At 30.9% G+C, this 24816-nt stretch carries 28 protein-coding genes and 1 other annotated feature; of the genes, 16 read left to right on the forward strand and 12 right to left on the reverse strand.

The genetic code is table 11. The annotated features are described in order from the left end of the window. Positions 1-2 precede the first annotated feature (2 nt). From DWX29_RS02215 to DWX29_RS02280, 14 genes are all read left to right on the forward strand, one after another. Positions 3-1448, forward strand: coding sequence for a response regulator (locus DWX29_RS02215; protein ID WP_022089577.1), 1446 nt, complete (start codon positions 3-5; stop codon positions 1446-1448). Positions 1449-1458: 10 nt separating this feature from the next. After that, a complete protein-coding gene (locus DWX29_RS02220; RefSeq protein ID WP_118565081.1) occupies positions 1459-2154 on the forward strand; it encodes an ElyC/SanA/YdcF family protein in 696 nt (231 codons plus the stop codon). Between the two features lie 101 nt (positions 2155-2255). Next, positions 2256-2510: a binding site (T-box leader), on the forward strand. A gap of 179 nt (positions 2511-2689) precedes the next feature. Next, complete coding sequence (gene trpB / locus DWX29_RS02225) at positions 2690-3874, forward strand: tryptophan synthase subunit beta (RefSeq protein ID WP_117909356.1); 1185 nt, start codon at positions 2690-2692, stop codon at positions 3872-3874. Further along, a complete protein-coding gene (gene trpA, locus DWX29_RS02230) occupies positions 3867-4646 on the forward strand; it encodes a tryptophan synthase subunit alpha (protein ID WP_118565082.1) in 780 nt (259 codons plus the stop codon). Before trpB ends, trpA begins: the two co-directional genes overlap by 8 nt. Before the next feature lie 130 nt (positions 4647-4776). Next, entirely contained in the window at positions 4777-5277 is a 501-nt protein-coding gene (locus DWX29_RS02235) for an isochorismatase family cysteine hydrolase (protein WP_117909358.1), read from the forward strand. Positions 5278-5584: 307 nt separating this feature from the next. Further along, complete coding sequence (rplU, locus tag DWX29_RS02240) at positions 5585-5893, forward strand: 50S ribosomal protein L21 (RefSeq protein ID WP_022089582.1); 309 nt, start codon at positions 5585-5587, stop codon at positions 5891-5893. Between the two features lie 30 nt (positions 5894-5923). After that, positions 5924-6247, forward strand: a complete 324-nt coding sequence (locus DWX29_RS02245) for a ribosomal-processing cysteine protease Prp (RefSeq protein WP_022089583.1) — start codon at positions 5924-5926, stop codon at positions 6245-6247. A 2-nt stretch (positions 6248-6249) separates the two neighbouring features. Then, positions 6250-6534, forward strand: coding sequence for a 50S ribosomal protein L27 (gene rpmA, locus DWX29_RS02250; protein ID WP_117909360.1), 285 nt, complete (start codon positions 6250-6252; stop codon positions 6532-6534). A 101-nt stretch (positions 6535-6635) separates the two neighbouring features. Further along, a complete protein-coding gene (obgE, locus tag DWX29_RS02255; protein ID WP_022089585.1) occupies positions 6636-7919 on the forward strand; it encodes a GTPase ObgE in 1284 nt (427 codons plus the stop codon). A gap of 51 nt (positions 7920-7970) precedes the next feature. Next, positions 7971-8264 carry a ribosome assembly RNA-binding protein YhbY gene (gene yhbY / locus DWX29_RS02260; RefSeq protein WP_117909362.1) on the forward strand — a complete coding sequence of 98 codons (294 nt, stop codon included), beginning with the start codon at positions 7971-7973 and terminating at the stop codon, positions 8262-8264. A gap of 15 nt (positions 8265-8279) precedes the next feature. Next, a complete protein-coding gene (nadD, locus tag DWX29_RS02265; RefSeq protein WP_117909364.1) occupies positions 8280-9470 on the forward strand; it encodes a nicotinate-nucleotide adenylyltransferase in 1191 nt (396 codons plus the stop codon). Between the two features lie 102 nt (positions 9471-9572). Then, positions 9573-9911, forward strand: a complete 339-nt coding sequence (gene rsfS, locus DWX29_RS02270; RefSeq protein ID WP_117909366.1) for a ribosome silencing factor — start codon at positions 9573-9575, stop codon at positions 9909-9911. A 14-nt stretch (positions 9912-9925) separates the two neighbouring features. Next, a complete protein-coding gene (locus tag DWX29_RS02275) occupies positions 9926-11230 on the forward strand; it encodes an alpha-amylase family glycosyl hydrolase (RefSeq protein ID WP_117909368.1) in 1305 nt (434 codons plus the stop codon). A 272-nt stretch (positions 11231-11502) separates the two neighbouring features. Further along, a complete protein-coding gene (locus DWX29_RS02280; protein WP_118565083.1) occupies positions 11503-12804 on the forward strand; it encodes a GTP-binding protein in 1302 nt (433 codons plus the stop codon). Between the two features lie 147 nt (positions 12805-12951). On the opposite strand, the gene lexA is transcribed toward DWX29_RS02280, so the two are convergent. After that, the gene (gene lexA, locus DWX29_RS02285) at positions 12952-13569 is read right to left on the reverse strand and encodes a transcriptional repressor LexA (protein ID WP_022089591.1); all 618 of its coding nucleotides are present in this window, start codon (positions 13567-13569) and stop codon (positions 12952-12954) included. Between the two features lie 266 nt (positions 13570-13835). On the opposite strand from lexA, the gene DWX29_RS02290 reads away from it, so the two are divergent. Beyond that, on the forward strand, positions 13836-14159 hold the full coding sequence (locus DWX29_RS02290; protein ID WP_117909372.1) for a LysM domain-containing protein: 324 nt from the start codon (positions 13836-13838) through the stop codon (positions 14157-14159). Between the two features lie 120 nt (positions 14160-14279). Here the strand turns inward: DWX29_RS02290 and DWX29_RS02295 are convergent, their stop codons facing one another. From DWX29_RS02295 to DWX29_RS02335, 9 genes are all read right to left on the reverse strand, one after another. Next, complete coding sequence (locus tag DWX29_RS02295) at positions 14280-15335, reverse strand: tyrosine-type recombinase/integrase (RefSeq protein ID WP_022089593.1); 1056 nt, start codon at positions 15333-15335, stop codon at positions 14280-14282. Positions 15336-15412: 77 nt separating this feature from the next. Further along, positions 15413-16126: an ATP-binding protein gene (locus DWX29_RS02300; protein ID WP_118565084.1), complete on the reverse strand. Its 714-nt coding sequence runs from the start codon at positions 16124-16126 to the stop codon at positions 15413-15415. Positions 16127-16378: 252 nt separating this feature from the next. Then, complete coding sequence (locus DWX29_RS02305; RefSeq protein WP_022089595.1) at positions 16379-17287, reverse strand: RluA family pseudouridine synthase; 909 nt, start codon at positions 17285-17287, stop codon at positions 16379-16381. Positions 17288-17343: 56 nt separating this feature from the next. Then, positions 17344-17907, reverse strand: a complete 564-nt coding sequence (lspA, locus tag DWX29_RS02310; RefSeq protein WP_118565085.1) for a signal peptidase II — start codon at positions 17905-17907, stop codon at positions 17344-17346. Between the two features lie 21 nt (positions 17908-17928). Next, positions 17929-19035, reverse strand: a complete 1107-nt coding sequence (aroB, locus tag DWX29_RS02315) for a 3-dehydroquinate synthase (RefSeq protein ID WP_118565086.1) — start codon at positions 19033-19035, stop codon at positions 17929-17931. A 151-nt stretch (positions 19036-19186) separates the two neighbouring features. After that, positions 19187-19942: a YlmH/Sll1252 family protein gene (locus DWX29_RS02320; RefSeq protein WP_118565087.1), complete on the reverse strand. Its 756-nt coding sequence runs from the start codon at positions 19940-19942 to the stop codon at positions 19187-19189. A gap of 29 nt (positions 19943-19971) precedes the next feature. After that, entirely contained in the window at positions 19972-20550 is a 579-nt protein-coding gene (locus DWX29_RS02325) for a cell division protein SepF (RefSeq protein WP_022089599.1), read from the reverse strand. A 27-nt stretch (positions 20551-20577) separates the two neighbouring features. Further along, complete coding sequence (locus DWX29_RS02330; RefSeq protein ID WP_022089600.1) at positions 20578-21270, reverse strand: YggS family pyridoxal phosphate-dependent enzyme; 693 nt, start codon at positions 21268-21270, stop codon at positions 20578-20580. A gap of 17 nt (positions 21271-21287) precedes the next feature. Next, positions 21288-22676, reverse strand: coding sequence for an HlyD family efflux transporter periplasmic adaptor subunit (locus DWX29_RS02335; RefSeq protein WP_022089601.1), 1389 nt, complete (start codon positions 22674-22676; stop codon positions 21288-21290). 194 nt (positions 22677-22870) lie between these two features. On the opposite strand from DWX29_RS02335, the gene DWX29_RS02340 reads away from it, so the two are divergent. Beyond that, positions 22871-23086, forward strand: a complete 216-nt coding sequence (locus DWX29_RS02340; protein WP_022089602.1) for a DUF378 domain-containing protein — start codon at positions 22871-22873, stop codon at positions 23084-23086. 133 nt (positions 23087-23219) lie between these two features. Here DWX29_RS02340 and DWX29_RS02345 read toward each other — a convergent pair whose 3' ends face one another. Both DWX29_RS02345 and DWX29_RS02350 read right to left on the reverse strand, forming a co-directional pair. Continuing rightward, positions 23220-23618 carry a methylglyoxal synthase gene (locus tag DWX29_RS02345; RefSeq protein WP_022089603.1) on the reverse strand — a complete coding sequence of 133 codons (399 nt, stop codon included), beginning with the start codon at positions 23616-23618 and terminating at the stop codon, positions 23220-23222. Positions 23619-23631: 13 nt separating this feature from the next. Beyond that, positions 23632-24792 (reverse strand): FtsW/RodA/SpoVE family cell cycle protein, encoded by a 1161-nt coding sequence (locus tag DWX29_RS02350; protein WP_022089604.1) that lies wholly within the window; start codon positions 24790-24792, stop codon positions 23632-23634. Positions 24793-24816: the final 24 nt, after the last annotated feature.

Here is a 24816-nt window from a genome sequence, read left to right on the forward strand (position 1 = left end):
ATATGAAGACATTAATGATTGTTGAAGATGAAAAACTGATAAGACAGGGTATTAAGTCCATGGTTTTACGTTCGGGTGTTGATGTAGAAGAAATAATTGAATGTAATAATGGATTAGCTGCTCTGGAAATATTAGAAAAACAAAATGTAGATGTTATGTTTACGGATATTAGGATGCCAAAAATGGACGGAATTTCATTAGTAAAAGAAATCCAGAAAATGACAAAAAAGCCATTGATTGCAGCTATAAGTGGATTTGATGAATTTGACTATGCAGTTGAAATGATGAGAAATGGTGTAAACGAATACATATTGAAGCCTGTTGACAGAGACAAGCTGGCAAAGGTTTTGAAAAAATTTGATGACATAATTACTGAGGAAAAAGAATCTTATGAAAAGCAGAGGCAGGTAGTATATCAGCAGATGCAGTATATGATGATATACGATAATGTTACTCATAAGGAAATGCAAAGTATAACTGAAATGGCAAGAGCGTATTTTCAGGTAAAAAACTTTGTGGTTTGTTGCTTTAGCTGCCCTGAAAGTGAAATTGATGATGAAATGGATGGAAAATATTATTATCTTGAAGGTAAGGATTCTCTTAACATTTTAATCGTAGATTCAGAGTATAAAGATGAAGTTCTAAAATCATTTGATAATTATTACATCGGAATAAGCAATGTATATTATAATCTTTTAGATTTGCGACAGGCATATCATGAAGCAGCAACAATGAGAAAAACCGCATTTGAAACTATGATTAAACGTGTGGATGCAGCTGAGTTTAGTAAACCTGATGAAGAATATGAATATGGTGTTAAATTTATGATGCAGACAGCTAATCTTATCTGTTCAAATAAATTAGATGAAGCTATTGAACAGTTAGAATCATTTGTTGATGGTGTTAAAGCCAGAAAATATTACATAAATGAATTTAAAGAACAAATGGAAATAATTCTTAATACAACTATTAAAGTGTATCAGAACACTCTTAAAGTTGGAGAAGATGATATTATGGAATTATCAGATATTTATAGTTTTCAGACAATAGATGAATATATGGAAGTTGTCAAACGCTGGATTAGAGGCTTTGATGAACTTGTAAGTACAGATATTGATGAGCATAAGGCAAATATCAAAATAAAAAATGCAATTAAATATATTCAGGAAAATTACGCAACTGATTTAAATATGGCAGTAGTGTCAAATTATGTTTCCATGAACTATTCTTTATTTTCTTTTACATTTAAACAGTATACAGGAACAAATTTTGTAAACTATTTAAAGGATATCAGAATTGGAGAAGCTAAAAAGTTATTAACTGATACAGATATGAAAATAAATGAAATATCTCAGGCTGTCGGTTATGAACATGAGAAACATTTCATGAAAACATTTAAGGCTATCACAGGACTTACACCGTCACAGTATCGAAATAATTTAGGCTAAAGGGACAGTTATGGGAAATAAGAAAATACTATTAAGAAAAATAATTTTAAGATTAATTATTGTGATGTTTATAATAATTGCATTTATAGTAATAGTTATTGCAGTAATTAACATATATATGAAATCAGTAACATCATCAAAAATTCTTAGTGTAGACGAATGCAAAGATATGGATGCAGACTGTATTTTAGTACTTGGAGCAGGTGTTGCACCAAGTGGAAAACCTACTTGGATGCTTGAAGATAGAATTTTGACGTCTGAAGAACTGTATAATGTTAACGCTTCGCCCAAAATAATTATGTCAGGAGACCATGGAAGAGTTTCTTATGATGAAGTTAATACAATGAAAGATTATGCTATAAATGATGGAATTCCATCATATGACATCTTCATGGATCATGCCGGATTTTCAACATATGATTCTATGTATAGAGCTAAAGAAATATTTGGCGTAAAAAAAATCGTTATTGTAAGTCAAAAATATCATTTGACCAGAGCGTTATATATAGCGAAAAAATTAGGGATTGAAGCATATGGCGTGTCTGCAGATAAAAGAGATTATCTGGCTAAGCAAAAATATCGTGTATTTAGAGAGTGGATTGCCAGAGCAAAAGATTTCTTTAAATTGATATATAAACCCGAACCAACTTATTTAGGCGATAAGATTTCTCTTGAAGATAGCGGAGATATTACAAATGATAAATAGCATATTTGCACAAATAAATTCGTGAAAATTTACAATATTTTAAAATATAAATAAGTGTAACTTGACAAATGCATAAACAATGCATAAAATTAACACAAATTAATAAACCGATGAGCAAGGGTAAGTAGTTATCGGGACGATTTTTCAGAGAGTTGTCGTTTGGTGTGAGACAATAAATCTAAGGTAATGAATGGACTTGTGAGGGCAGTTCGAAACCGGATATTATGGAAGTAGTGCTGACGGATCTTCACCGTTATAGGAAGTAGCATATGTTGGTATGTGAATGAGTGAATGTGATACACATTAATTTGGGTGGTACCGCAGAAGTTTATGAATTTATAGCTTTTGTCCCTTTTGGGACAGAAGCTTTTTTTATTTTAAATTTCTTTTATGAAATATAACGTATCGCTAAAAAGAATAATGTGACTCGATAAAAGAGGGAATCTTTAATGGATGTACATTTTTACTTGAAATGTACCGATTCTGTATGAAAGATGGCTAATTCTTTCAGGCAGTCAATTGGAAAGGAGACACTATGAAAAAAGGAAGATTTGGAGAATTTGGAGGACAGTATGTTCCTGAAACATTAATGAATGCAGTTAAAGAAGTTGAAGAAGCATATGAGCATTACAAAAATGATCCTGAATTTGTAAAGGAACTTGATGGCTTAATGAAAAATTATGCGGGAAGACCATCTTTGTTATACTATGCAGAAAAAATGACAAAGGATTTAGGTGGGGCAAAAATCTATTTAAAGAGAGAAGATTTGAATCATACAGGTTCTCATAAGATAAACAATGTTTTAGGTCAGGTTCTTTTAGCTAAGAAAATGGGTAAAACAAGAGTTATTGCTGAAACAGGAGCAGGTCAGCATGGCGTTGCAACAGCTACAGCTGCTGCACTTATGGGAATGGAATGTGAAATCTATATGGGAAAAGTAGACACAGAGCGTCAGGCTTTAAACTGTTTTAGAATGGAACTTTTAGGTGCTAAGGTACATCCTGTAGTATCGGGAACAATGACATTAAAAGACGCAGTAAATGAAGCAATGAGAGAATGGACAAGACGTGTTGATGACACATTGTATGTTTTAGGTTCAGTAATGGGACCGCATCCATTTCCAACAATTGTACGTGATTTCCAGAGTGTAATCAGCAAAGAAATAAAAGAACAGTTAATGGAAAAAGAAGGAAAACTTCCTGATGCAGTAATTGCCTGCGTAGGTGGAGGTTCAAATGCAATGGGAGCTTTTTATAATTTTATAGAAGATAAATCTGTTAAATTAATTGGCTGTGAAGCTGCAGGGCTTGGTGTTGATACTCCTAAAAACGCAGCATCTGTTGCAAATGGAGCAATGGGAATTTTCCATGGAATGAAATCATTGTTCTGCCAGGATAAATATGGTCAGATTGCACCTGTTTATTCAATTTCTGCAGGACTTGATTACCCCGGAATCGGACCGGAACATGCAATGCTAAATGAAACAGGTCGTGCACAGTATGTTTCAATAACTGACGATGAAGCAGTTAATGCATTTGAATATTTATCAAGAACAGAAGGCATAATTCCGGCAATTGAAAGTTCACATGCAATTGCATATGCAATGAAGTATGCACCAACTTTAGATAAAGACAAAATAATTGTAGTTAATGTTTCCGGACGTGGAGATAAGGACGTAGCAGCAATAGCAAGATATAGAGGAGTAGAGATTTATGAGTAAGATACATGAAGCATTTGAAAATGGAAAAGCATTTATTGCATTTGTAACAGGCGGAGATCCTGATTTAGATACAACTAAGAAAATCATTAAAGAAATGGAAAAAGCAGGGGCAGATTTAATTGAAATCGGAATACCATTTTCCGATCCAATTGCAGAAGGCCCTATTATTCAGGAGGCAAATGAGAGAGCGTTGGCAAATGGATGTACAACCGATAAATTGTTTGACGCATTAAAAGATATAAAAGATGAAGTCTCGGTACCATTAGTATTTTTAACTTACATTAATCCAATTTACGCATATGACGTCGACAAATTTTTGGACAGATGTAATGAATGTGGAATACAGGGATTAATTATTCCTGATTTGCCATACGAAGAAAAAGATGAAATAGCAGATGAATGTAAAAATCATGATGTAGATATAATTTCATTAATTGCACCGGTATCTCATGACAGAATTAAAATGATAGCAAAGGAAGCAACAGGATTTATATACTGTGTTTCATCGTTAGGAGTAACAGGTGTAAGAAGTGATATTAATACTGATTTAGGAGGAATGATAAAATTAGTTCGTGAAACAACTGATGTTCCATGTGCTTTTGGATTTGGTATAGCAACGCCTGAGCAGGCAGAATACGTAGCTAAATATTCCGATGGTGCAATTGCTGGAAGTGCCATTGTAAAAATTGTAGCTAAATATGGAAAAGATTGTCTTCCATATATAAATGAATATGTAAAAAGCATGAAAGAAGCTGTAATGAAAGCTAATTAATGTTGCGTTTAAAGGAGCCGACGGATGACGTTGGTTCCTTTTTTACATTAACTAATCATTGGCATTGTATTAGAAAAATGTTAATATTAATAAAGATATTTACACTCTATATTACAAGGAGATATTAATTATGAGAAAAGCGCTTATAGTAATAGATATGCAATATGATTTTATAGACGGTTCTTTAGGGACAAATGAAGCACAAAATATATTGCCAAATGTAAATGATTTAATAGATAAAAAAGATTATGATAATTTATTTTTTACAAGAGATACTCATTACGAAAATTATCTTGATACTCAGGAAGGAAAAAATTTATCTGTAAAACATTGTATAAAAAATACACACGGATGGCAGATACACGATATATTAAATACGGATGGTGCAGAAATAATTGATAAAGAATCATTTGGATTTAATGGTTGGAAAGGTAAGTTAGATAATTTTGACGAAGTTGTTTTAGTAGGCCTTTGCACAGATATTTGTGTTATATCCAATGCACTTATTATTAAAGCATTTTATCCTGAAATAAAAATAAATATTGTCGAAGATGCAACAGCAGGAGTAACACCTGAATCGAAAGCAGCAGCTATTGCAACAGCAAAGTCTTGTCAGATTAATATAATATGATGCCGGGGTTGTTGAAATACGTAGCACGTAACAATCCGAAGACATTAAAGTTGTTTTTTGCCTGGCATCATAATATAATGGTAAATAAATTTTTAATGACATAATACTTTTTTATAATTTATCATGGACTAATGCTTTATTATTGGATGAAAAAATACTTACAGAAAATAAGAATAAATTTTTATAATGTGTTTGACATCCATATATCTATATGATAATATATATGAGTATGCCGCTCAGTGTGGTTATAAGTATTGCTTTATGCAATCACCGAAACTGGCGAGTAATGTTAAATAGGAGGTGCCGTATGTACGCAGTTATAGCAACAGGTGGAAAACAGTATAAGGTTTCTGAAGGTGAAACAATCAGAGTTGAAAAGCTCGGTGCTGAAGCTGGAAGCACATATACATTTGACCAGGTTCTTCTCGTAAGCGGAGACGAAGTTAAAGTTGGTGAACCTACAGTAGCTGGAGCTACAGTAGAAGCAACAGTTGTTGGCGACGGTAAGGCTAAAAAGGTTATCGTTTACAAATACAAGAGAAAAACTGGTTATCATAAGAAAAATGGTCACAGACAGCAGTACACAGAAGTTAAAATTGACAAGATCAATGCTTAATTTTAGTTAGAGTTTAGAAGGGATTATCTTATGACTAAGGTAACAATTTTTAAACAACAGGGTTTATATAAAGGCTTTGAGGTTAGTGGTCATTCAGGATATGCTGATGCAGGTGAAGATATTGTCTGTGCGGCTATTTCAGCTTTAACCATTAATTGCATTAATTCAATAGAAACATTTACTAATGATGAATTTTTATTGGATACAGATGAAGAAGCAGGGTTAATTCGATTAATTTTTTCATATAAACCTGGCAGTAAATCAGAATTGCTGATTGATTCTCTTGCCCTTGGGTTAAGGGAGATTGAAAACGAAAACAAAGAGTATATAACATTAGATTTTAAGGAGGTATAGCTATGATGAAGATGAACCTTCAGTTCTTCGCTCATAAAAAAGGTGTTGGTTCTACAAAGAACGGTAGAGATTCAGAATCAAAGAGACTCGGCGCTAAGAGAGCAGACGGACAGTTTGTAAAAGCTGGAAACATCCTTTACAGACAGCGTGGTACAAAGATTCACCCAGGTGTTAACGTTGGCCGTGGTGGTGATGATACATTATTTGCTACATCAGATGGTATCGTAAGATTTGAAAGAAAAGGAAGAGACAAGAAACAGGTTTCTGTTTATCCTGTAGCAGAATAATTAATGATTTCAAAGCTTCAAATCATTCGTGGTTTGAAGCTTTTCTTTTATATATAATTTTTGTAACTCTATTAATTTAGTTTGAGATGGAGGTATAAATAATGTTTGCAGATCGTGCACAGATTTATATTAAATCAGGAAAAGGAGGAGACGGACACGTTTCCTTTAGAAGAGAATTATATGTGCCAAATGGCGGACCGGATGGTGGAGACGGTGGCCGTGGTGGCGATATTATTTTTGAAGTAGATAAAGGATTAAATACTTTATACGAATTTAGACATAACCGCAATTACAAGGCTCAGCCGGGTGAAGATGGCGGTAAGAAGAATAAACATGGAAAAAATGGTGAAGACCTTATTATAAAAGTTCCTGAAGGAACAGTTATTCGTGAAGTCGAAACAGGTAAAGTTGTGGCTGACATGAGCGGAGATAATCAGCGCGTAACAGTTTTAAATGGTGGTCGTGGAGGAAAAGGCAATCAGCATTATGCTACACCTACTATGCAGGCCCCTAAATACGCACAACCGGGACAGCAGGCAATGGAACTTAACGTAATTTTAGAGTTAAAGGTTATTGCAGATGTTGGCTTAGTAGGTTTCCCAAATGTTGGAAAATCAACACTTTTATCACGAGTAACAAATGCGCAACCTAAAATTGCTAATTATCATTTTACAACATTAAATCCTAACTTGGGTGTTGTCGATTTGCCTGGGGGAAAAGGATTTGTAATTGCAGACATACCGGGACTTATTGAAGGAGCATCCGAAGGTGTAGGTTTAGGACATGAATTTTTAAGACACATTGAGCGTACAAAGGTAATTATTCATATGGTTGACGCCGCTTCTGTTGAAGGAAGAGACCCAATTGCAGATATTAAGGCAATTAATGCTGAATTAGAAGCATATAATCCTGATTTGCTTAACAGACCACAGGTAATTGCAGCAAACAAAATAGATGCAATTTATGGAGAAAGCAATACTATTATTGATGACATCAAGAAAGAATTTGAACCGGAAATTAAGGTTTATCCAATTTCAGCCGTAAGTGGTAAAGGACTCAAGGAATTGTTATATCATGTTAGAGAAATGCTTGATGAATTCGATGATGCCCCAACTGTATTTGAACAGGAATATGATCCAAAACAGTTCTTTGACAACGTAGAAGATCCTTATACAGTTGAAAAAATTAAAGATGGTTTATATTCTATAGAAGGTCCTCGTATTGAAAGAATGTTAGGATATACAAATCTTGAATCAGAAAAAGGTTTTGTATTCTTCCAGAATTTTATGAAGGAAAATGGTATCTTAGATGAACTTGAAGCATTAGGTATAACTGATGGAGATACAGTTAAGATATATGGACATGAATTTGATTATTATAAATAATGATTTTCGAAAGAAAGGAAATTCCATAGTAATGGAATAGGTGAGATAGATATGACAAGTAAGCAGAGAGCATATTTAAGAAAATTAGCTGCTACAATGGATCCGATTTTTCAGGTTGGGAAGTCTAGTGTAACACCTGAGCTTACAGAAGCAATTGACGAAGCACTTGCTAAGAGAGAACTTATAAAAATATCTGTTTTAAAGAACTGCTTTGATGATTGTAAAGAAGTCGGACAGGTTATTGCAGAACGTACAAAATCAACTTTAGTAGCTGTTACAGGAAGAAAAATCGTATTATACAGACCGGCTAAAGAAGAAAAGGATAGAAAAATAATTCTTCCGTAAAATTAAGGTGATTATATGAAAATTGGAATTATTGGAGGAACATTTGACCCATTACATGTTTCTCATATAAATATTGCCAGTGAAGCTAAGAAACAATTTGATTTGGAACAGATTTGGTTTATGTTATCACCTAATCCACCTCACAAGAATTCAGAAACAGTTAATTCTTTTGAGGTGAGATTTGAAATGCTGAATATAGGATTGAGAGATAATTGTTCGTTTATACCTTGTGATTACGAATATAAGAATGGCTACAGATATACGGCTGATACATTGACTTTTCTAAAAAAAGATTATCCTGATAATGAATTTTATTTTATTATTGGCAGTGATTCATTGATGAATATTGAATCATGGTATCACCCTGAAATTATTTTTTCCTGTTATACAGTACTTGTTGCAGCAAGAAATGATGGGTCAATGAAAAATATAAATGCAAAAATAACTTCTTTAAAAGAAAAGTATGACTGTAATATTGAAGTAATTTTTGTTGAAGCGACAGATATATCTTCGTCTGAAATAAGAATGCATTTGTCAGAACATAAAGATGAAATCCCAAATCAAATATACAAATATATTAAAGAACATAATTTATATCAAAATACAAATCAGGTGAAAAGAATGAATCCGGCTGAAATATTAGAAGATTTAAAGAAAGAACTTAATCCACACCGCTATGAACATACAATAGGTGTTGCAAATACAGCAAAAAAGATGGCTGAAGCATTGGGTGAGAATCCTAATACGGCATATCTTGCAGGAATACTTCATGACTGTGCTAAATGTATTCCAGATGAAGAAAAAGTTAAATTGTGTAAAGATAACAACATCGAAATAACTGATATGGAAATGAAGAATCAATTTCTTTTGCATAGTAAAGCGGGTGCCGTTCTTGCTAGAAATAAATACGGAATAAATGATGATGACGTTTTATCAGCAATAACATTCCATACAACAGGAAAGCCTAATATGACTTTATTAGAGAAAATTATTTTCTCGGCAGATTATATTGAGCCGTCAAGAAATCAGGCACCAAATCTTGATTATTTACGCAAAATTGCATATTCAGATATTGATTTAACTGTATATACAATTTTGAGAGATACACTTAACTATTTAAAATCAAAAGGTAATTCCACGGATAATATTGATGTAAATACATGTAAGGCATATGAATTTTATAAAAATGTTATAGAGAATAGATAAATTAATCATATTTGGATTACTAATTATAATTAATTTGATAGAAATATTATTTTTAAATAAAACAGTTATCTTGATTTATAATATAATTACGGAGGAAACAATATGGAAATCAGAGAGATGGCTAAAATAGCCTATGACGCGTTAGATGATAAAAAAGGTGTAGATATTACAGTACTTGATATATCTGAAATTTCTACAATGGCTGATTATTTTATTATTGCCAGCGGAAACAATGATAATCAGGTAAGGGCAATGGTAGATAATGTTGATGAAGAAATGCATAAAATCGGCAAAAATCCCACTCATATCGAGGGGTATAGAAGTGGTGACTGGGTATTAATGGATTATGAAGATATTATTGTCCATGTATTTAATAAAGACAATCGTTTATTCTATGATTTAGAGAGAATCTGGCGTGACGGAAAAGTTGTTGAATTATAAAAGAGGTGATATACATGTGGGCATATGAAAGTGTATTTTATCAGATTTATCCACTTGGATTTTGTGGTGCACCATTTGAAAATGATGGTGTATTAGAGCATAGAATCAATAAAGTTTCAGAGTGGATTCCACATATTAAGAAACTTGGAGCAAATGCAATTTATTTTTCTCCTTTATTCGAATCAGATACACATGGTTATAATACAAGGGATTATTGCATGCTCGATAAACGATTAGGCACAAATGAAGATTTTAAAAATATTTGCCAAGAGCTCCATGAAAATGGTATAAAAATTGTTTTAGATGGTGTATTTAATCATGTAGGACGAGGATTTTATCAATTTCAGGATGTCTTAAAGAATAGAGAAAATTCCAGATATAAAGATTGGTTCCACATCAGTTTTGAAGGAAATTCCAATTATAATGATGGACTTTGGTATGAAGGCTGGGAAGGTAACTATGATTTAGTTAAGTTAAATCTTGGAAATGAAGAAGTAGTGCAGCATATACTTAATGCAGTCAAATTTTGGATTGATGAATTTGATATTGATGGAATAAGGCTTGATGTAGCTTATTGTCTTTCACCTGAGTTTCTGCATAGATTAAGAAATTATTGTGATGGATTAAAAAATGATTTCTTTTTGGTTGGTGAAATGCTTCATGGAGATTACAATCAGCGAATGAATGATTCAATGTTACATTCAGCAACAAATTATGAGTGCTATAAAGGTTTATATTCAAGTTTTAATTCTATGAATATGTTTGAAATATGCCATTCTTTAAACAGACAGTTCGGACCCGAAAATTGGACTTTATACAAAGGAAAGCATCTATTTTCATTTGTAGATAATCATGACGTAACAAGAGTTGCAAGCATACTAAGTAATGAAAATCATTTGCCATTGATTTATACATTGATGTTTGGAATGCCTGGAATTCCTTGTGTTTATTATGGAAGTGAATGGGGCGAAAAAGCTGATAAAAGTCAGGGAGACCAAGCTTTGCGTCCTTCATTTGAACAGCCAATTGAAAATGAATTGTTTAAGCACATTTCTAAATTAGCTGATATTAAGAAAAATTCAACTGCATTAAATTACGGAGATTTTTCTACTATTTTACTTACAAATAAGCAATGTGTAATCAAAAGATGTGTTGATACAGAGACTGTATTAGTTTGCATTAATGCAGATGAAAATAATTTTTATGCTAATTTTAATGTTTCAGCAAATTGCATTGATTTGTTGACTAATAAAGAATTAAGAGTAGCAAATGGTTTTGAAATGAAAGCTTATAGTTCATATATTTTGAAATTAGTTTAAGAATAGTCTTAAATTATAAAATATTTTATTTATAATTTAAAATCACTTATAATTTGCTTATAAATTTGATTATTAGGTTAAACCTGGTATTATATAAAATGAATAATAATTCATTATTTTGAAATTGTTCATAATTTTGTTAAAAAATGATTTTATTATATTAAATGTACAAATGGCTAAATTAAATTTTATTGCTTAATTTTGTAATTGAAATTTTAAATTTGTATACAATTGAGCAATAACATAATTTTTATGAAAAGAGGTAGATTTAAATGGCAAAGAAGATTGTACCTGTTACATTACTTACAGGTTATTTAGGTGCAGGAAAGACAACATTACTTAATGAAGTCCTTTCTAATCAGGAAGGATATAAAGTAGCGGTTATTGTTAACGATATTGGTGAGGTTAACATTGATGCAAGCTTAATAGCTAAAGGCGGACAGGTTACACAGAAAGATGACAATCTTGTTCCACTTCAGAATGGATGTATCTGTTGTACATTAAAGGTTGATTTAATTAATCAGATTATTGATTTAGTTTCATCAGGTAAATTTGATTATTTATTAATTGAAGCAAGTGGTATTTGTGAGCCATTGCCAATTGCTCAGTCTATTACTATGTTAGACGGTTCTTATGATAAGAGAGCAAAACTTTGCCGTCTTGATAATATTGTAACTGTTGTCGATGTAGCAAGATTAGCAGACGAATTTGGATGTGGTGAAAATCTTGTTAAAGATGATATTGATGATGAAGATATCGAAAATTTACTTATTCAGCAAATTGAATTTTGTAATACTATTATTTTCAACAAAGTTGATACTATTTCAGAAGAACAGTTAAACAAGGTTAAAACTATTGTTAAAACTCTTCAGCCAAATGCTAAGACAATTGATACTAACTACGGAAAAGTTCCTGTAAGTGAAATTTTAAATACTGAAAGATTTGATTTCGATGAAGCAAGTATGTCAGCAGGTTGGATTCAGGCTCTTGAAAATTATGACGCAGATGAAGACGAACATCATGACCACGACGAACACGAGCATGAGGAACACGAGCATGAGGAACACGGTCATCATCATGACGAACATGAACACGAAGGACACGATCATGAGGGACACGATCATCATCATGATGAACATGAAAATGATGACCACGGACATCATGGACATCATCACCATCACCACCATCATCATGGAGAGGGTGAGGCAGAAGAATACGGTATCGGAAGTTTTGTATATTATAGAAGAAAACCTTTTGCTAAAGAAAAATTTGAAGACTGGATTAATGATATGCCTAAAGGTATTATCAGAAGCAAAGGTATTATCTGGGCAGCTGAGAACAATAATGACGCTTATATGTTTGAACAGGCAGGTAAACAGATTAATATTACAAATGCCGGCAGATGGTATGCTACAGCACCAAGAAGAGTACGTGCTCAGGCAATGAAAGATGATCCTACATTAGTTAAGGATTGGGACGAAGAAGTAGGCGATCGTATGATTAAATTAGTATTTATCGGTCAGAATCTTGATAAAGAAGCTATAATTAAATCATTAGATGATTGCCTTGCATAAAAACACACTAACGAGAAAGTATTGTAATAACATTACAAAAAGATATCAGTAAAAATGAACAAATTTATCTTATTCGATATGAAAATGTTTATTTCAACTGATATCTTTTTTATATTAGTTTAAATAACATGTTTATATTATGTTAGCTTAAACAACATGAGGTCTATATAATGAATGAACTCTACCTAAAATCTCACAATCAGGGACAATTATTGGATCCATATTGTCATTTTCAGGTTGAAGGCGGATATGGCCATCTTCTTTATAAAATCTTTTAACTGTAGCAGAATCATCTATTAAAGCAACTACAATATCTCCATTACTTACAGCAGAAGTTCTTTCTACAATAATATAATCATTCTCGTAAAAACCTACGTTAATCATGCTTTCACCGTGAATCTTCAAAATGAACGTTTCGTTATTAGGTAAAAATTCAGTTGGCAATGCAAAATAATCTTCGATGTTTTCAACTGCAAGTAATGGCTCACCTGCAGCAACTCTTCCAACAACCGGAATATTAGACATTTCTCTTCGTGCAAGTCCAAATTCATCATCAATTATCTCGATAGCACGAGGCTTAGTAGGGTCTCTTCTTATGTAGCCGTTTTCTTCTAAAGTAGCTAAATGTGAATGAACAGAAGAAGTAGAACGCAAACCAACTTTCTCACAGATTTCCCTAACTGTAGGTGGATATCCTTTTCTTAATATTTCTTCTTTTATGTAATCGAGAATCTGTTGCTGTTTAGCTGTAATCTTACCAGGCATATGTAATTCCTCCAAATAATATATAAAATTTTAAAATATATTCAAAATCAAAAAAAAAATTTCAAAATATACTTAACTGTACCATCTAATGTACACCTCATATGCTAATTTTATCATATAAGAAAAAATTACGCAACAAAAAACCGAACAAATATTCGAAAGTAGTATTGACAAACAAACGTTCGGGTGTTAATATAATTATACAAAGCAAACAAGTGTTCGCGTAATAGCAATAATATAAATATATTATATGGAGGATTTTAAACATGAAGTTATTTAGAAACAGTTTTTTATCATCAGTTATTTTTACAATGTTACTTGCAACTGCAGTTGTATGTACTGTTAAGCTTACAGATGTTGGAGCACAGAAGAAGGCTGACTCTAACAGATATAAATATTACACAAGTGTAGAGGTTAAACCCGGAGATACATTAACAAGTATCGCTAAGAAATACATAACACCGGAATATGCATCAGTATCAGAGTATGTAGATGAAATCTGTAAATATAATCACATTGGAAGTGGTGATAAGATTCACGCTGGGAAATATATATCAGTTATGTATTATTCAGATGAAATAAAGAAATAATATAATAATAGTTAATGCAAATTGACTATAGGCAATGTAATAAAATTACAAGACGCTGTATGAACTAAATTTTAGTCATACAGCGTTTTGATTTATTTATTAATGATTTTTATCTAGTGCTTAATCATTGCGTAATTTCACGGCATTTCTAGCCTTTCTGCGGCGTTCATCATCAATTGCAGCATAATGTTTTTTAGTTGTGTTTACATCTTTATGTCCCAAAACGTCTGCAACAAGGTATATGTCTCCGGTTTCCTGATATAAAGTTGTGCCATAAGTACTTCTTAATTTGTGTGGTGTTATTTTCTTCAAATTAGTAACAAGACCTGCATATTTTTTTACAAGTTTTTCTACAGAACGAACACCCATACGTTTTCTTTGAATTGAAAGAAAGAATGCATCTTCATGTCCTTCAACAGGAACAATTCTTTTTCGCTCTTCCATATAATTCCTTAACGCTTCCTCAACTTCATCACCGAAGTAAATGATTGTTTCATATCCACCTTTTCGTTGAATTTTTATACCTGTGTTTTTAAAATCAATATCATTTATATCAATACCAACGCATTCAGATACACGAATACCTGTTCCAAGAAGAAGTGTTAGTATTGCAATATCTCTAACTTTAGTTTTAGTATGAAAGTTTTGCTGGGATTTAGTTAACTTTGTTCCATTTTCTACTTCATCTAATAATTCAGCGACTTCATCAACATCAAGTCTGATTATTTCTTTGTCATGAAGTTTAGGCATCGAAACAATACTAGCAGGATTGTTTTTAATAAGTTCTTTTCTATAAAAGTAATTATATAAAGTTCTAACACTTGCAAGTTTTCTCATTATTCCTCGCTCGCTATTTGTATGTTCTTTGCCATCATCAGAAATATAATATTTTAGATATTCTAAATATTCTTCAATATCAGTAGCTGTCAATTTATCTAAAATATCTAAATCAAGTTCTGAAATATCTATATTTGAATATTTAGGATTTTCTGTTTTAATGTAATTAAAGAATATACCTAAATCATAAGCATATGCTATTCTTGTACGTGAAGAAGTAGTAGGTTCAATTCCTCTAAAAAAAGTAGAACAGAATTTAGGTAATTTCTTTTGCAACTCTCTTAATTTTAATTCGTTATCAATATTAATCTGTTCATGATATGTATGATTCTGTGCCATAATTAAAATAACCTTTCTAATTTTTTTGAAATACAATTTTTAAAATACAATTTTGCTTTTAAAATACAAAACAAATATTATTTATCCATATTGTAGCATCCATTCATAATAGCAGTGAAGAAACGTTCTTTACAACCAGGATTTTCTTTTACCAACTGTCTAACCAGGTTTTTAACATATTCTCGTTTAGTATGTCCATCAACAGGACATCTGTTTTTGGCAACAGGTAGTTCATATCTTTTAGTAAAACCAATAACATCCATTTCTGGTACATACATTAATGGTCTTATAACTGTTAATCTTTTTTTGTCTAAATATGTAACAGGAGAGAAGCAGTGGAATCTTCCTTCATAAATAAGCGAAAGAAACATTGTTTCAATGATATCGTCCTTATGGTGTGCATAAGCTATTTTGTTACAACCTAATTCTTCGGCTTTATTATTTAATGCACCTTTTCGCATTTTCGCACATAAAGAACATGGATTGGATTCTTTTCGCTGTCCAAACACTACATCAGAAATCTGTGTTTCTATTACATGATATTCTACATCAAATTTTTTGCAGTAATCTTTAATCTTATCTAAATCCTGAATACCAAATCCTAAATCAACTGTTATTGCAACTAATTGGAATTTATTTGGATAAAATATTTTTAGTCCGCTCAATGCATATAGTAAAGTTAAACTATCTTTACCACCTGATATACCGATTGCTATTTTATCACCATCTTCAATCATTCCAAAATCATCGACAGCCTTTCTTACGTAACTATATAATTTTTGTGATTTCATAATTTTACCTACCTTGAAAACTATTATTTATTTATAATTAAATACGATTGTAGTGGAAGTAAACAGTATAAAAAAACAGTTGCGTCCACATAATTAGTGTAACACAACTGTTCGCAAAAGACAACTTTAACGAAATGTTTTGTATGTAATTCATTCATATATTGTATAAGCGTTTATAATTTAATGCATACATACTTGATATTATGCCTTTTTAAACTATATTTTTTATAAAATTGCATTAAAATAAGTTCTTTAGTCTAATATTTCAAGCAAATGTTTAAAATATTCAGGTAATGGTGCTTCAAACTCTACATATTCTTTAGTTGTAGGATGAATAAAGCCAATAGTTTTTGCATGAAGAGTTTGTCCCTGTAATTTAAACGGACATTTATTGTTATTGTAGAGTTCATCGCCCAAAATAGGATGATTAATACTTGACATGTGAACTCTTATTTGATGTGTACGCCCTGTCTCGAGCTGACATTCAATGTATGTGTATTTTTTGAAACGCTTTAAAACTTTATAATGAGTCACTGCATTTTTACCATTTTTATAATTAATGGACATTTTTTTACGATTAACTTCATGACGTCCAATTGGTGCATCAATAGTGCCTTCATCATCAGATATAACACCATTTACAATTGCTACATATTTTCGCGTTATCGAATGAACTTTTAATTGCTCGGCTACAAAATTATGGCTGTAATCATTCTTACATACAATTAAAGCACCTGTTGTATCTTTATCAATTCTATGCACAATTCCAGGTCTTAAAACACCATTTATTTCAGAAAGATTATCACGACAATGATACATTAATGCATTAACCAATGTTCCTGTATAATGACCTGGAGCCGGATGCACAACCATATCTTTAGGTTTATTTACTATTAAAATATCATCATCTTCATATATTATATCTAAAGGAATATCTTCAGCTACAATATTTGCTTCTAACGGTTCAGGAATATCTACATTAATTATATCGTCCGTTTTAACTTTGTAATTAGCTTTGCACACGCATTTATTTACTAAAATATGCTGGCTTTTTAGCAGTTTTTGAATATAAGATCTAGATATGTCAGGCAAAATTTCGCCTAAATACTTATCAACTCGAACTCCTTCGAAATCATCGTCAACATAATATATATTACTCATTTTATTCTCGCTTAAATTATATTTGTAAAATAATTTTCTAAATTATAGTTTGAAATTTATTTATCTTTTTTATCTTCAGAATCATCTTTTTTCAAAGAAAAAATCGCATTAAATTCTTTGTCGTTAATTACAAAGACGCAAAAAATTATAAGCAATGCACATGCGATTGTCACATAACAATCAGCAACGTTAAATACTGGAAAATCTATAAGCTTAAAATACAGAAAATCCACAACATAGCCATTTACAATTCTGTCAATCAAATTACCAATTGCTCCTGCTATCAATAAAGTAATTATATACTGCATTGAAATTAAATGCATAGTATTTAACGAACAGTTTAACGTTAGTAGTTTGCTGATTCTGTAAATACATAAAATCAGTATAATTACTACTATTATTGTAAAGATGATAAACATAGCTATCTTTCCTGAAAAAATACCCCAGGCTGCACCTGTGTTCCCTCCATCCAAATAGTTTAATTCAAAGACATTTGGAATTATGGAAATAACTTTTCCGGATTTTAATTGTGTAACAGCCCAAAATTTAGTTAATTGATCAAATATTATCAGAACAATTAAAGAAACAATAAGCTTTAAATTATGTAGTCCTGTTTTCATCTTTATAATCCTTTCTAAAACTTACTTTTTAATTATTTTTTCACAGCTATAAATTAATAAGTCATGGTCTATAGTTCTATCAATTGAAGCATTACCAATTTCTTTTAAAACGATGAACTTAATTACACCTGAATCCATTTTTTTATCATTTAAAGTGGCTTCAACAACATCATTAGCGTTAATATCTGATGTAGTAACAGGTAATTTAAATAATTTTAATGTATCACATATATCATTAAATTCAGTGTTATTTATATAATTTTTAACCAAAGAAATGTATGCAGCTGATACAATACCAATTGAAACACATTCCCCATGAAGTAATGTGAAATTCTTTAATTTTTCAACTGCATGACCAATTGTATGTCCAAAATTAAGTAAGGCTCTATCTCCTTTTTCTTTAGGATCTTCTTCCACTACTTTTCTTTTTACATTACAACTATTGTAAATCATAGTAAACAAAGTGTCATAGTCTCTATCTAAAATCTTTTGATAATTCTCTTTTAACCAGTAGAAATAATCAGAATCTTTTATTAATCCGTGTTTAACTATTTCGCCCATTCCTGAATAATATTCGCGATCAGGTAATGAGTTTAATGTACTAAGATTCATATATACAAGTTTAGGCTGGTAGAAGGCTCCTATCATGTTTTTGTAAGCCTTATAATCTACACCTGTTTTTCCACCAATACTTGAATCTACCTGTGCTAATAAAGAAGTTGGAATTTGAATAAAATCTATTCCTCTTAAATAAGTTGCTGCAGCATATCCTGTCATGTCTCCTACAACACCACCACCTAAAGCAACAAGCATATCATTTCTGTCAAATTTATTTTCAATTAAAACAGTATATAATTCAGAAATTGTATCCAAATTCTTATGAGCTTCACCTGCTGTAAATTCAAAAATAATTACTTCTTTTGAATTGCTCATAAAAATATCTTTAACTTCATTTGCATATAAAGGACCAACATTTGATTCTGTAACTATACAAATTCGTTTGTTACTTATATTTAATTTCTGGATTTCATCATTTAATAAATTGAAATCTTTTGAAAATACAATATCATAACAAGGCTTTTGCTCATAATTTACTTTCATTGCGTTTGTGTTAATTGATACTTCCATATTTTTCTCCTTATAATTAAATAAATATTTATTTAATTTGCGTAAATCTAATCTTTCTTTTTGCCTGCTACATTACTTGTTGAAATAATAACTATATAACAACAAGCATCTTTATTTTCAGTATCTACAATAATGATTGTAGCTTGTTTATTTAACAGTATATCGAAACTGATACTAGATTTTTTCCTTTTTTAGTAACACTTATCTGTCTGTTGTAAATAACTCTGCCAAGACCTCTGACTGAAATAATATCATTTTCTTTAATTGAATATCCATTTGAAGTAATAATTTTTCCGTTTACGAATACTTTTTTCTCTTCAATATATGAAACAATACTGCTTCTTGATTTATTAAATGCTAAAGAAATTATACTGTCTAATCGTATGTTACCGATAGTTCCTTTTATTTCTTTAAGATTTGGCCTGACATTTTCAATTTCATCATAAGCAATCTTACATGAAATAAGAGTATGTTTTACTTTTGTAAAATTATTGATTATATAGTCAGAAATTCCTGTAATAACATATATATATGCTACATTTTCACCTATAAAAATATCGCCAATCTTACTTCTGTCAATTCCCAAATTTAATATTGCCCCTAAATAATCTCTATGATTTAATGTATCTGCGTATTTTTTATTGAGTGGTTCGATTTTTAAAAGAGTGATTGGGACATCTTCTTCATAATAGACTTCAATTGGTTTAAAGACTACAATTTTTCTTTCTGCATAAACATTGCCTCCAGTCAAATAGTAATTAACTGGAGGTAATTGATTTGTTATTGTATTAAAAATATTTATTTCATTTAAATTTAGAAAACCAGAATATGCATAGATATTTTTTAAATAAGTAATATCAGCAAGATCTAATAATCGGTTTTTAACATAATTATCTTCTTTGTTCATCAGTCTGTCCTTAAATGTCGAATATAATTCTACTTATACATTGAAGTTGATCTCATGTTATTATATGAACTTGATATTGCATCATGGAAATCACCTGAAAGATCAACATTTGAAGGTGTCACGATGTAAATGTATCCTGTTATTTTTTGTAATTTACCGCCTATAGAATAGCTTGCACCATAAACTGTATCAACAATACGCTGAGCTAAATCTAATTTAACGCCTTCTAAATTAACGATTACAGCTTTTCCCTGAAGCAATGTGTCTATTATTTCTTTTGTTTCATCATAACCCGATGGCTTAATTACGCAAACTTCTAATCCTGAACTTCTCATCGGAACGACATTTCTTGCGTTTTTATTAGATGATTTGCTCATAAATGAACTTCTGGATGAAGATTTAGCGTGGCTTGAACGTTTGCTATATGAAGGTTCATCGTCTTCATCTTCGTATTTGTCTCTATAAGATGTACGACTTACACGTTCAGGCTGTCTTGTCTCTTCTTCATCTTCGTCGAAATCATCATCGAAATCTTCGTCATAATCATCGTAATCATCCTGATTATAATCCATTCTTAATATGTTCGACACTTTATCTATAAAACTCATTTTAATCTCCTAACTTTGATTTATATTTTAAATATTATAATTTCTTTCACCAAATATTCCGGTACCGACTCTGACTAGAGTTGCACCTTCTTCAACGGCTACCTGATAGTCTCCTGTCATCCCCATCGACAAGACACTCATACTAACATTATCAATGTTTTTATTTTCTATGTCAACCGATAATTTCTTCATATTTCTAAAATATACTCTATTTGATTCAGGATTATCAGTATATGGAGCAATTGTCATTAATCCTTTAATTCTTATGTGTGGAAATTTAGCTATTTCTCTAACTAATTGTTCAGTTTCTTCAGATGTTATTCCGAATTTACTTTCTTCCTGTGCCATATTTACTTCAATTAATATATTCGCAATTTCATCAGCTTTTGCATATTCTTTTTCAATCTGTTCTGCTAATCTTATTGAATCAACAGAATGGATAAGAGAAGCCTTTCCTACAAGATATTTAACTTTATTTCTTTGTAAATGACCAATCATGTGCCATTTGATATCTTTTGGCAATATTTCATATTTGTCACAAAGTTCCTGAACTTTATTTTCTCCGTAATCTTTAACACCTGTTGGCAATGCCTCTTCTATTGCAGTATAAGGTTTAGTTTTGCTGACAGCTATTAAAGTTACTTCATTTACGTCTCTTCCTACTTTTTCACAAGCCTTTTTAATGTTTTCTTCTACAAGTTTAATATTTTCCTGTATCATTAAAATCACTCCTTTATTTATTGAAATATAATTTGATTTTCTTTTACTTTGCTACTATCTAAGACGATATGGTCATACACACTTAAACCATATTTTTCGCCCGATTCAACAATGTAATATTCATCTGTTTCGCCTAATATGGTTACCTGAACAAAAACAGTGTATCCGTTGTTTATGTTGTAAACACCTTGTCTTGTCTGTTCAGCTCCAATAGTATATGTCTCAACAGAATCATCCTTGATGAGTACATCACCTTTTTCAAATTCATCAGTAGATACATAATAATTATCATCATCTGAATATGAAATAGTAGGATATGTTACATCACTATCAATTTTGCCATCTTTAACAACCTGTTTTCTAAATCCAATGTCTGTATCGTCATTAGATTTTGTGGCATAATCCTTTGGAATTATGTATAAATTCTTAGAAGCAATTGATATTTTTGGAATTTTTAATCCTGTTGTTATATTATCAATAATCTGAATATTTACAAATCTGTCTGTTGCATATCTTACAACATACTTTGCTAATGTAATTACTCCGTAATTATTACCATCTGCACCCTTTACAATTTTAATATTGGCTGTAGTGGTTATATTATCTTTATTAAATTTAATTTTTACACCTACTGTATCTTTATATTTTTTTACTTCATTTTTGGTAAATGGAACTACGATACTCCATTCATCATCAGTAATAGATTTATAGATAGGCTCATTTGCTTCAACATAATCGCCTGAATTAACAAGCTGTGAAGAATAGTTTTTAGCTCTAAAGTCATCCATTGTAAGTTCTTTAGCCTTTTTATTTTCATATCCATCAAATCTATAAAGTACAATTCCTGTATTACGTGCCTTATTTATCGAAAATTGAGAATCTGAATTATTTTTAATCAATGAATCTAATGCATTCATGTTAATCAGGTCAGCAACTGTTCCCTGAACATTATTTTTAAAATTATATACTTCATTAAAATCCATATCATCATAGTTATTTGTAAAAGTATATATTTTATCTTTTAATTTTGTAATATCATCGTCTGTAAGGGTAGTATCTTTTTCAGACATTTCAGATAACAGTTTATTAATTGTTCCGTCTGCATCCATACTATATAAAGTTGTATTTAAAGATATTCGTGCACCTTCACGAACATAATAATCAACATATCCGGAAGAATCAGCATTAACAACACTTTCTTTACGTAGTGCAATCCCTTTATAGGATTTATATGTTTCATCGGATGAAGTTCCCTCGACTACTTCATAATAATTAATTCTGTCTGTTGTAATGTATTTAAATAAGCTGATTGCTATATATATAAATATAATGCCAAAAATTATAATACCCGGATTAATACGTGTGTAAGATTTATATCTTATTACTCGTTTTTGCTTTTTTGCCATCTTATTCACCTTAATTATGTATTAGATAATTTAAAATTATCTATTAAACAAATGTTAAATCTGCCTAATTCAAATCATCAGGCACTATCTTATATTATCTATCATTTTTCAATTCTAGTCAATGAAATAATTACCATTTATATTATTTCATTTTTTGTAAAAAATATCATATATAAAGCACAGGAGGTGATTATATGAATTCAAAAGGATTTGATTATACAGTGCTGACATTAGTTATAATTGGAGCAATAAACTGGGGACTTATAGGTTTCTTTAAATTTGATTTAGTTGCATTTTTATTTGGCGATATGAGTTGGCTTTCAAGAATTATTTATGCAATAATCGGATTATGTGGTTTGTACTTAATCAGTCTATATGGAAGAGTTTATTCTCTTGGTGAAAACCATTAAAAACTTTATCTGAATTGTATTCTTTTATGGCATTTACAATTTAGTAATTCTTAATTTAGAAATAAAATAATTAATAAAAAATACCGGAAATAGTCAACTAATCTAATTAGTATAACTATATTCCGGTATTTTTTTATGCATTATAAGCTTCACGCCATTCTAAATCTCCGTGTTCAAGTGATTTTATAAGTAATTCGGCAGTAGCTACATTTGAAGCTAGAGGAATATTGTGCATATCACATAAACGTATTGCTTTATGAATATCCGGTTCATGAGATTTAGGATTTAATGGATCTCTTAAAAATATAACTAAGTCCATCTGATTCTGCTCAATCATGGCACACATCTGTTGTTCACCACCTAAATGTCCAGCTAAAAATTTATGAACATTTAAATTAGCTGCTTCCTCTATTAATCTGCCTGTAGTACCTGTCGCATAAAGTTCATGCTTTGATAGAATACCCCTGTACGCAATGCAGAAATTCTGCATTAAATGTTTTTTTGAATCGTGTGCTATAAAACCAATATTCATATATTTACTCCTCCTAGTATAAATCTTTTTTCCGCTGTAATCCTACATTTATTACAATCCCAATACCAATATACATACTGATTAGGGATGACAATCCATAACTAACGAATGGTAACGTTAAGCCGGTATTAGGCAACATACATGTCGCTACTGACAAATTAACAAGCGATTGGAATCCAATCAACGAGCCAAGTCCAAAGCAAAACAGTTTTCCACTTAAATCTTTCGCCCTGGCTCCCGTTAGAAAACATTCAACAACTATAAGTAGCAACAAGATAACAACTGCCGCACTTCCTGCAAATCCCAGTTCTTCACCTATAATTGCAAATATAAAATCAGTATGACTTTCTGATAATAAGTTACCGTTCTTTACACTGGTTACTGTATTGTTATTTAGGCCTTTTCCTGTAAGACCGCCGGAACCAATTGCAAGTAATGAGTTCTCCTGCTGTCGTCTTGTATCTATAATGTCAGGGTCAGTTGAATCTTTGCTATAAAAACCAACAATTCTTTTTAACTGATATCCTTGTAAAATACCGCTATTAGGATCGTTTATCCCCACGTAAACAAATACACTTGCTAAAGGTATAGCAATAATTAACACAGTTGTTACAATCTTGTAACTAATCCCAGATAAAAACATTATAACACAAAATGTAATAAAAATAACTATTGTTGTTGATAAATCCGGCTGAACTACTATGAGAGCTATTGGTAATCCTGCTAATGCACATGTAGAAGCTATTGTTCTAAAGGTATTTATTGTATTTCTATGCTTATAAAGATAAGCAGCTAAAAATAATATTAAAATTATCTTTGATAATTCCGAAGGCTGAAACTGCATAAACTTTAAATCAATCCAACGTCCTGCACCTTTATTTACATCTCCATTTAATTTAACATAAACAAGCAATACCAAGTTAAATATGTATGCAAGCCAGTAAAATTTAAAAACAAATTTATAACTTACTAAACTTAAAATTATTAAAATAATAATTCCCATTACAAATCCTAAAATCTGTTTTTTCTGTTCTGTTCCACCGCTAGTAGCACTACCTATCGCAAGTATTCCAATAACAGTTAGACATACTACATAAAGTAGTAATCTAAAATTTATATTGCTAAATTTATATTCTTTTAATTTCGACAGCGTTTTTTTCTTTCTTCTTGCCATTGATATTTTGCCTCCTAATGCCCA

This window comes from Eubacterium sp. AF19-12LB (genome assembly GCF_003479125.1).
GTDB lineage: Bacteria > Bacillota > Clostridia > Lachnospirales > Lachnospiraceae > Eubacterium_U > Eubacterium_U album.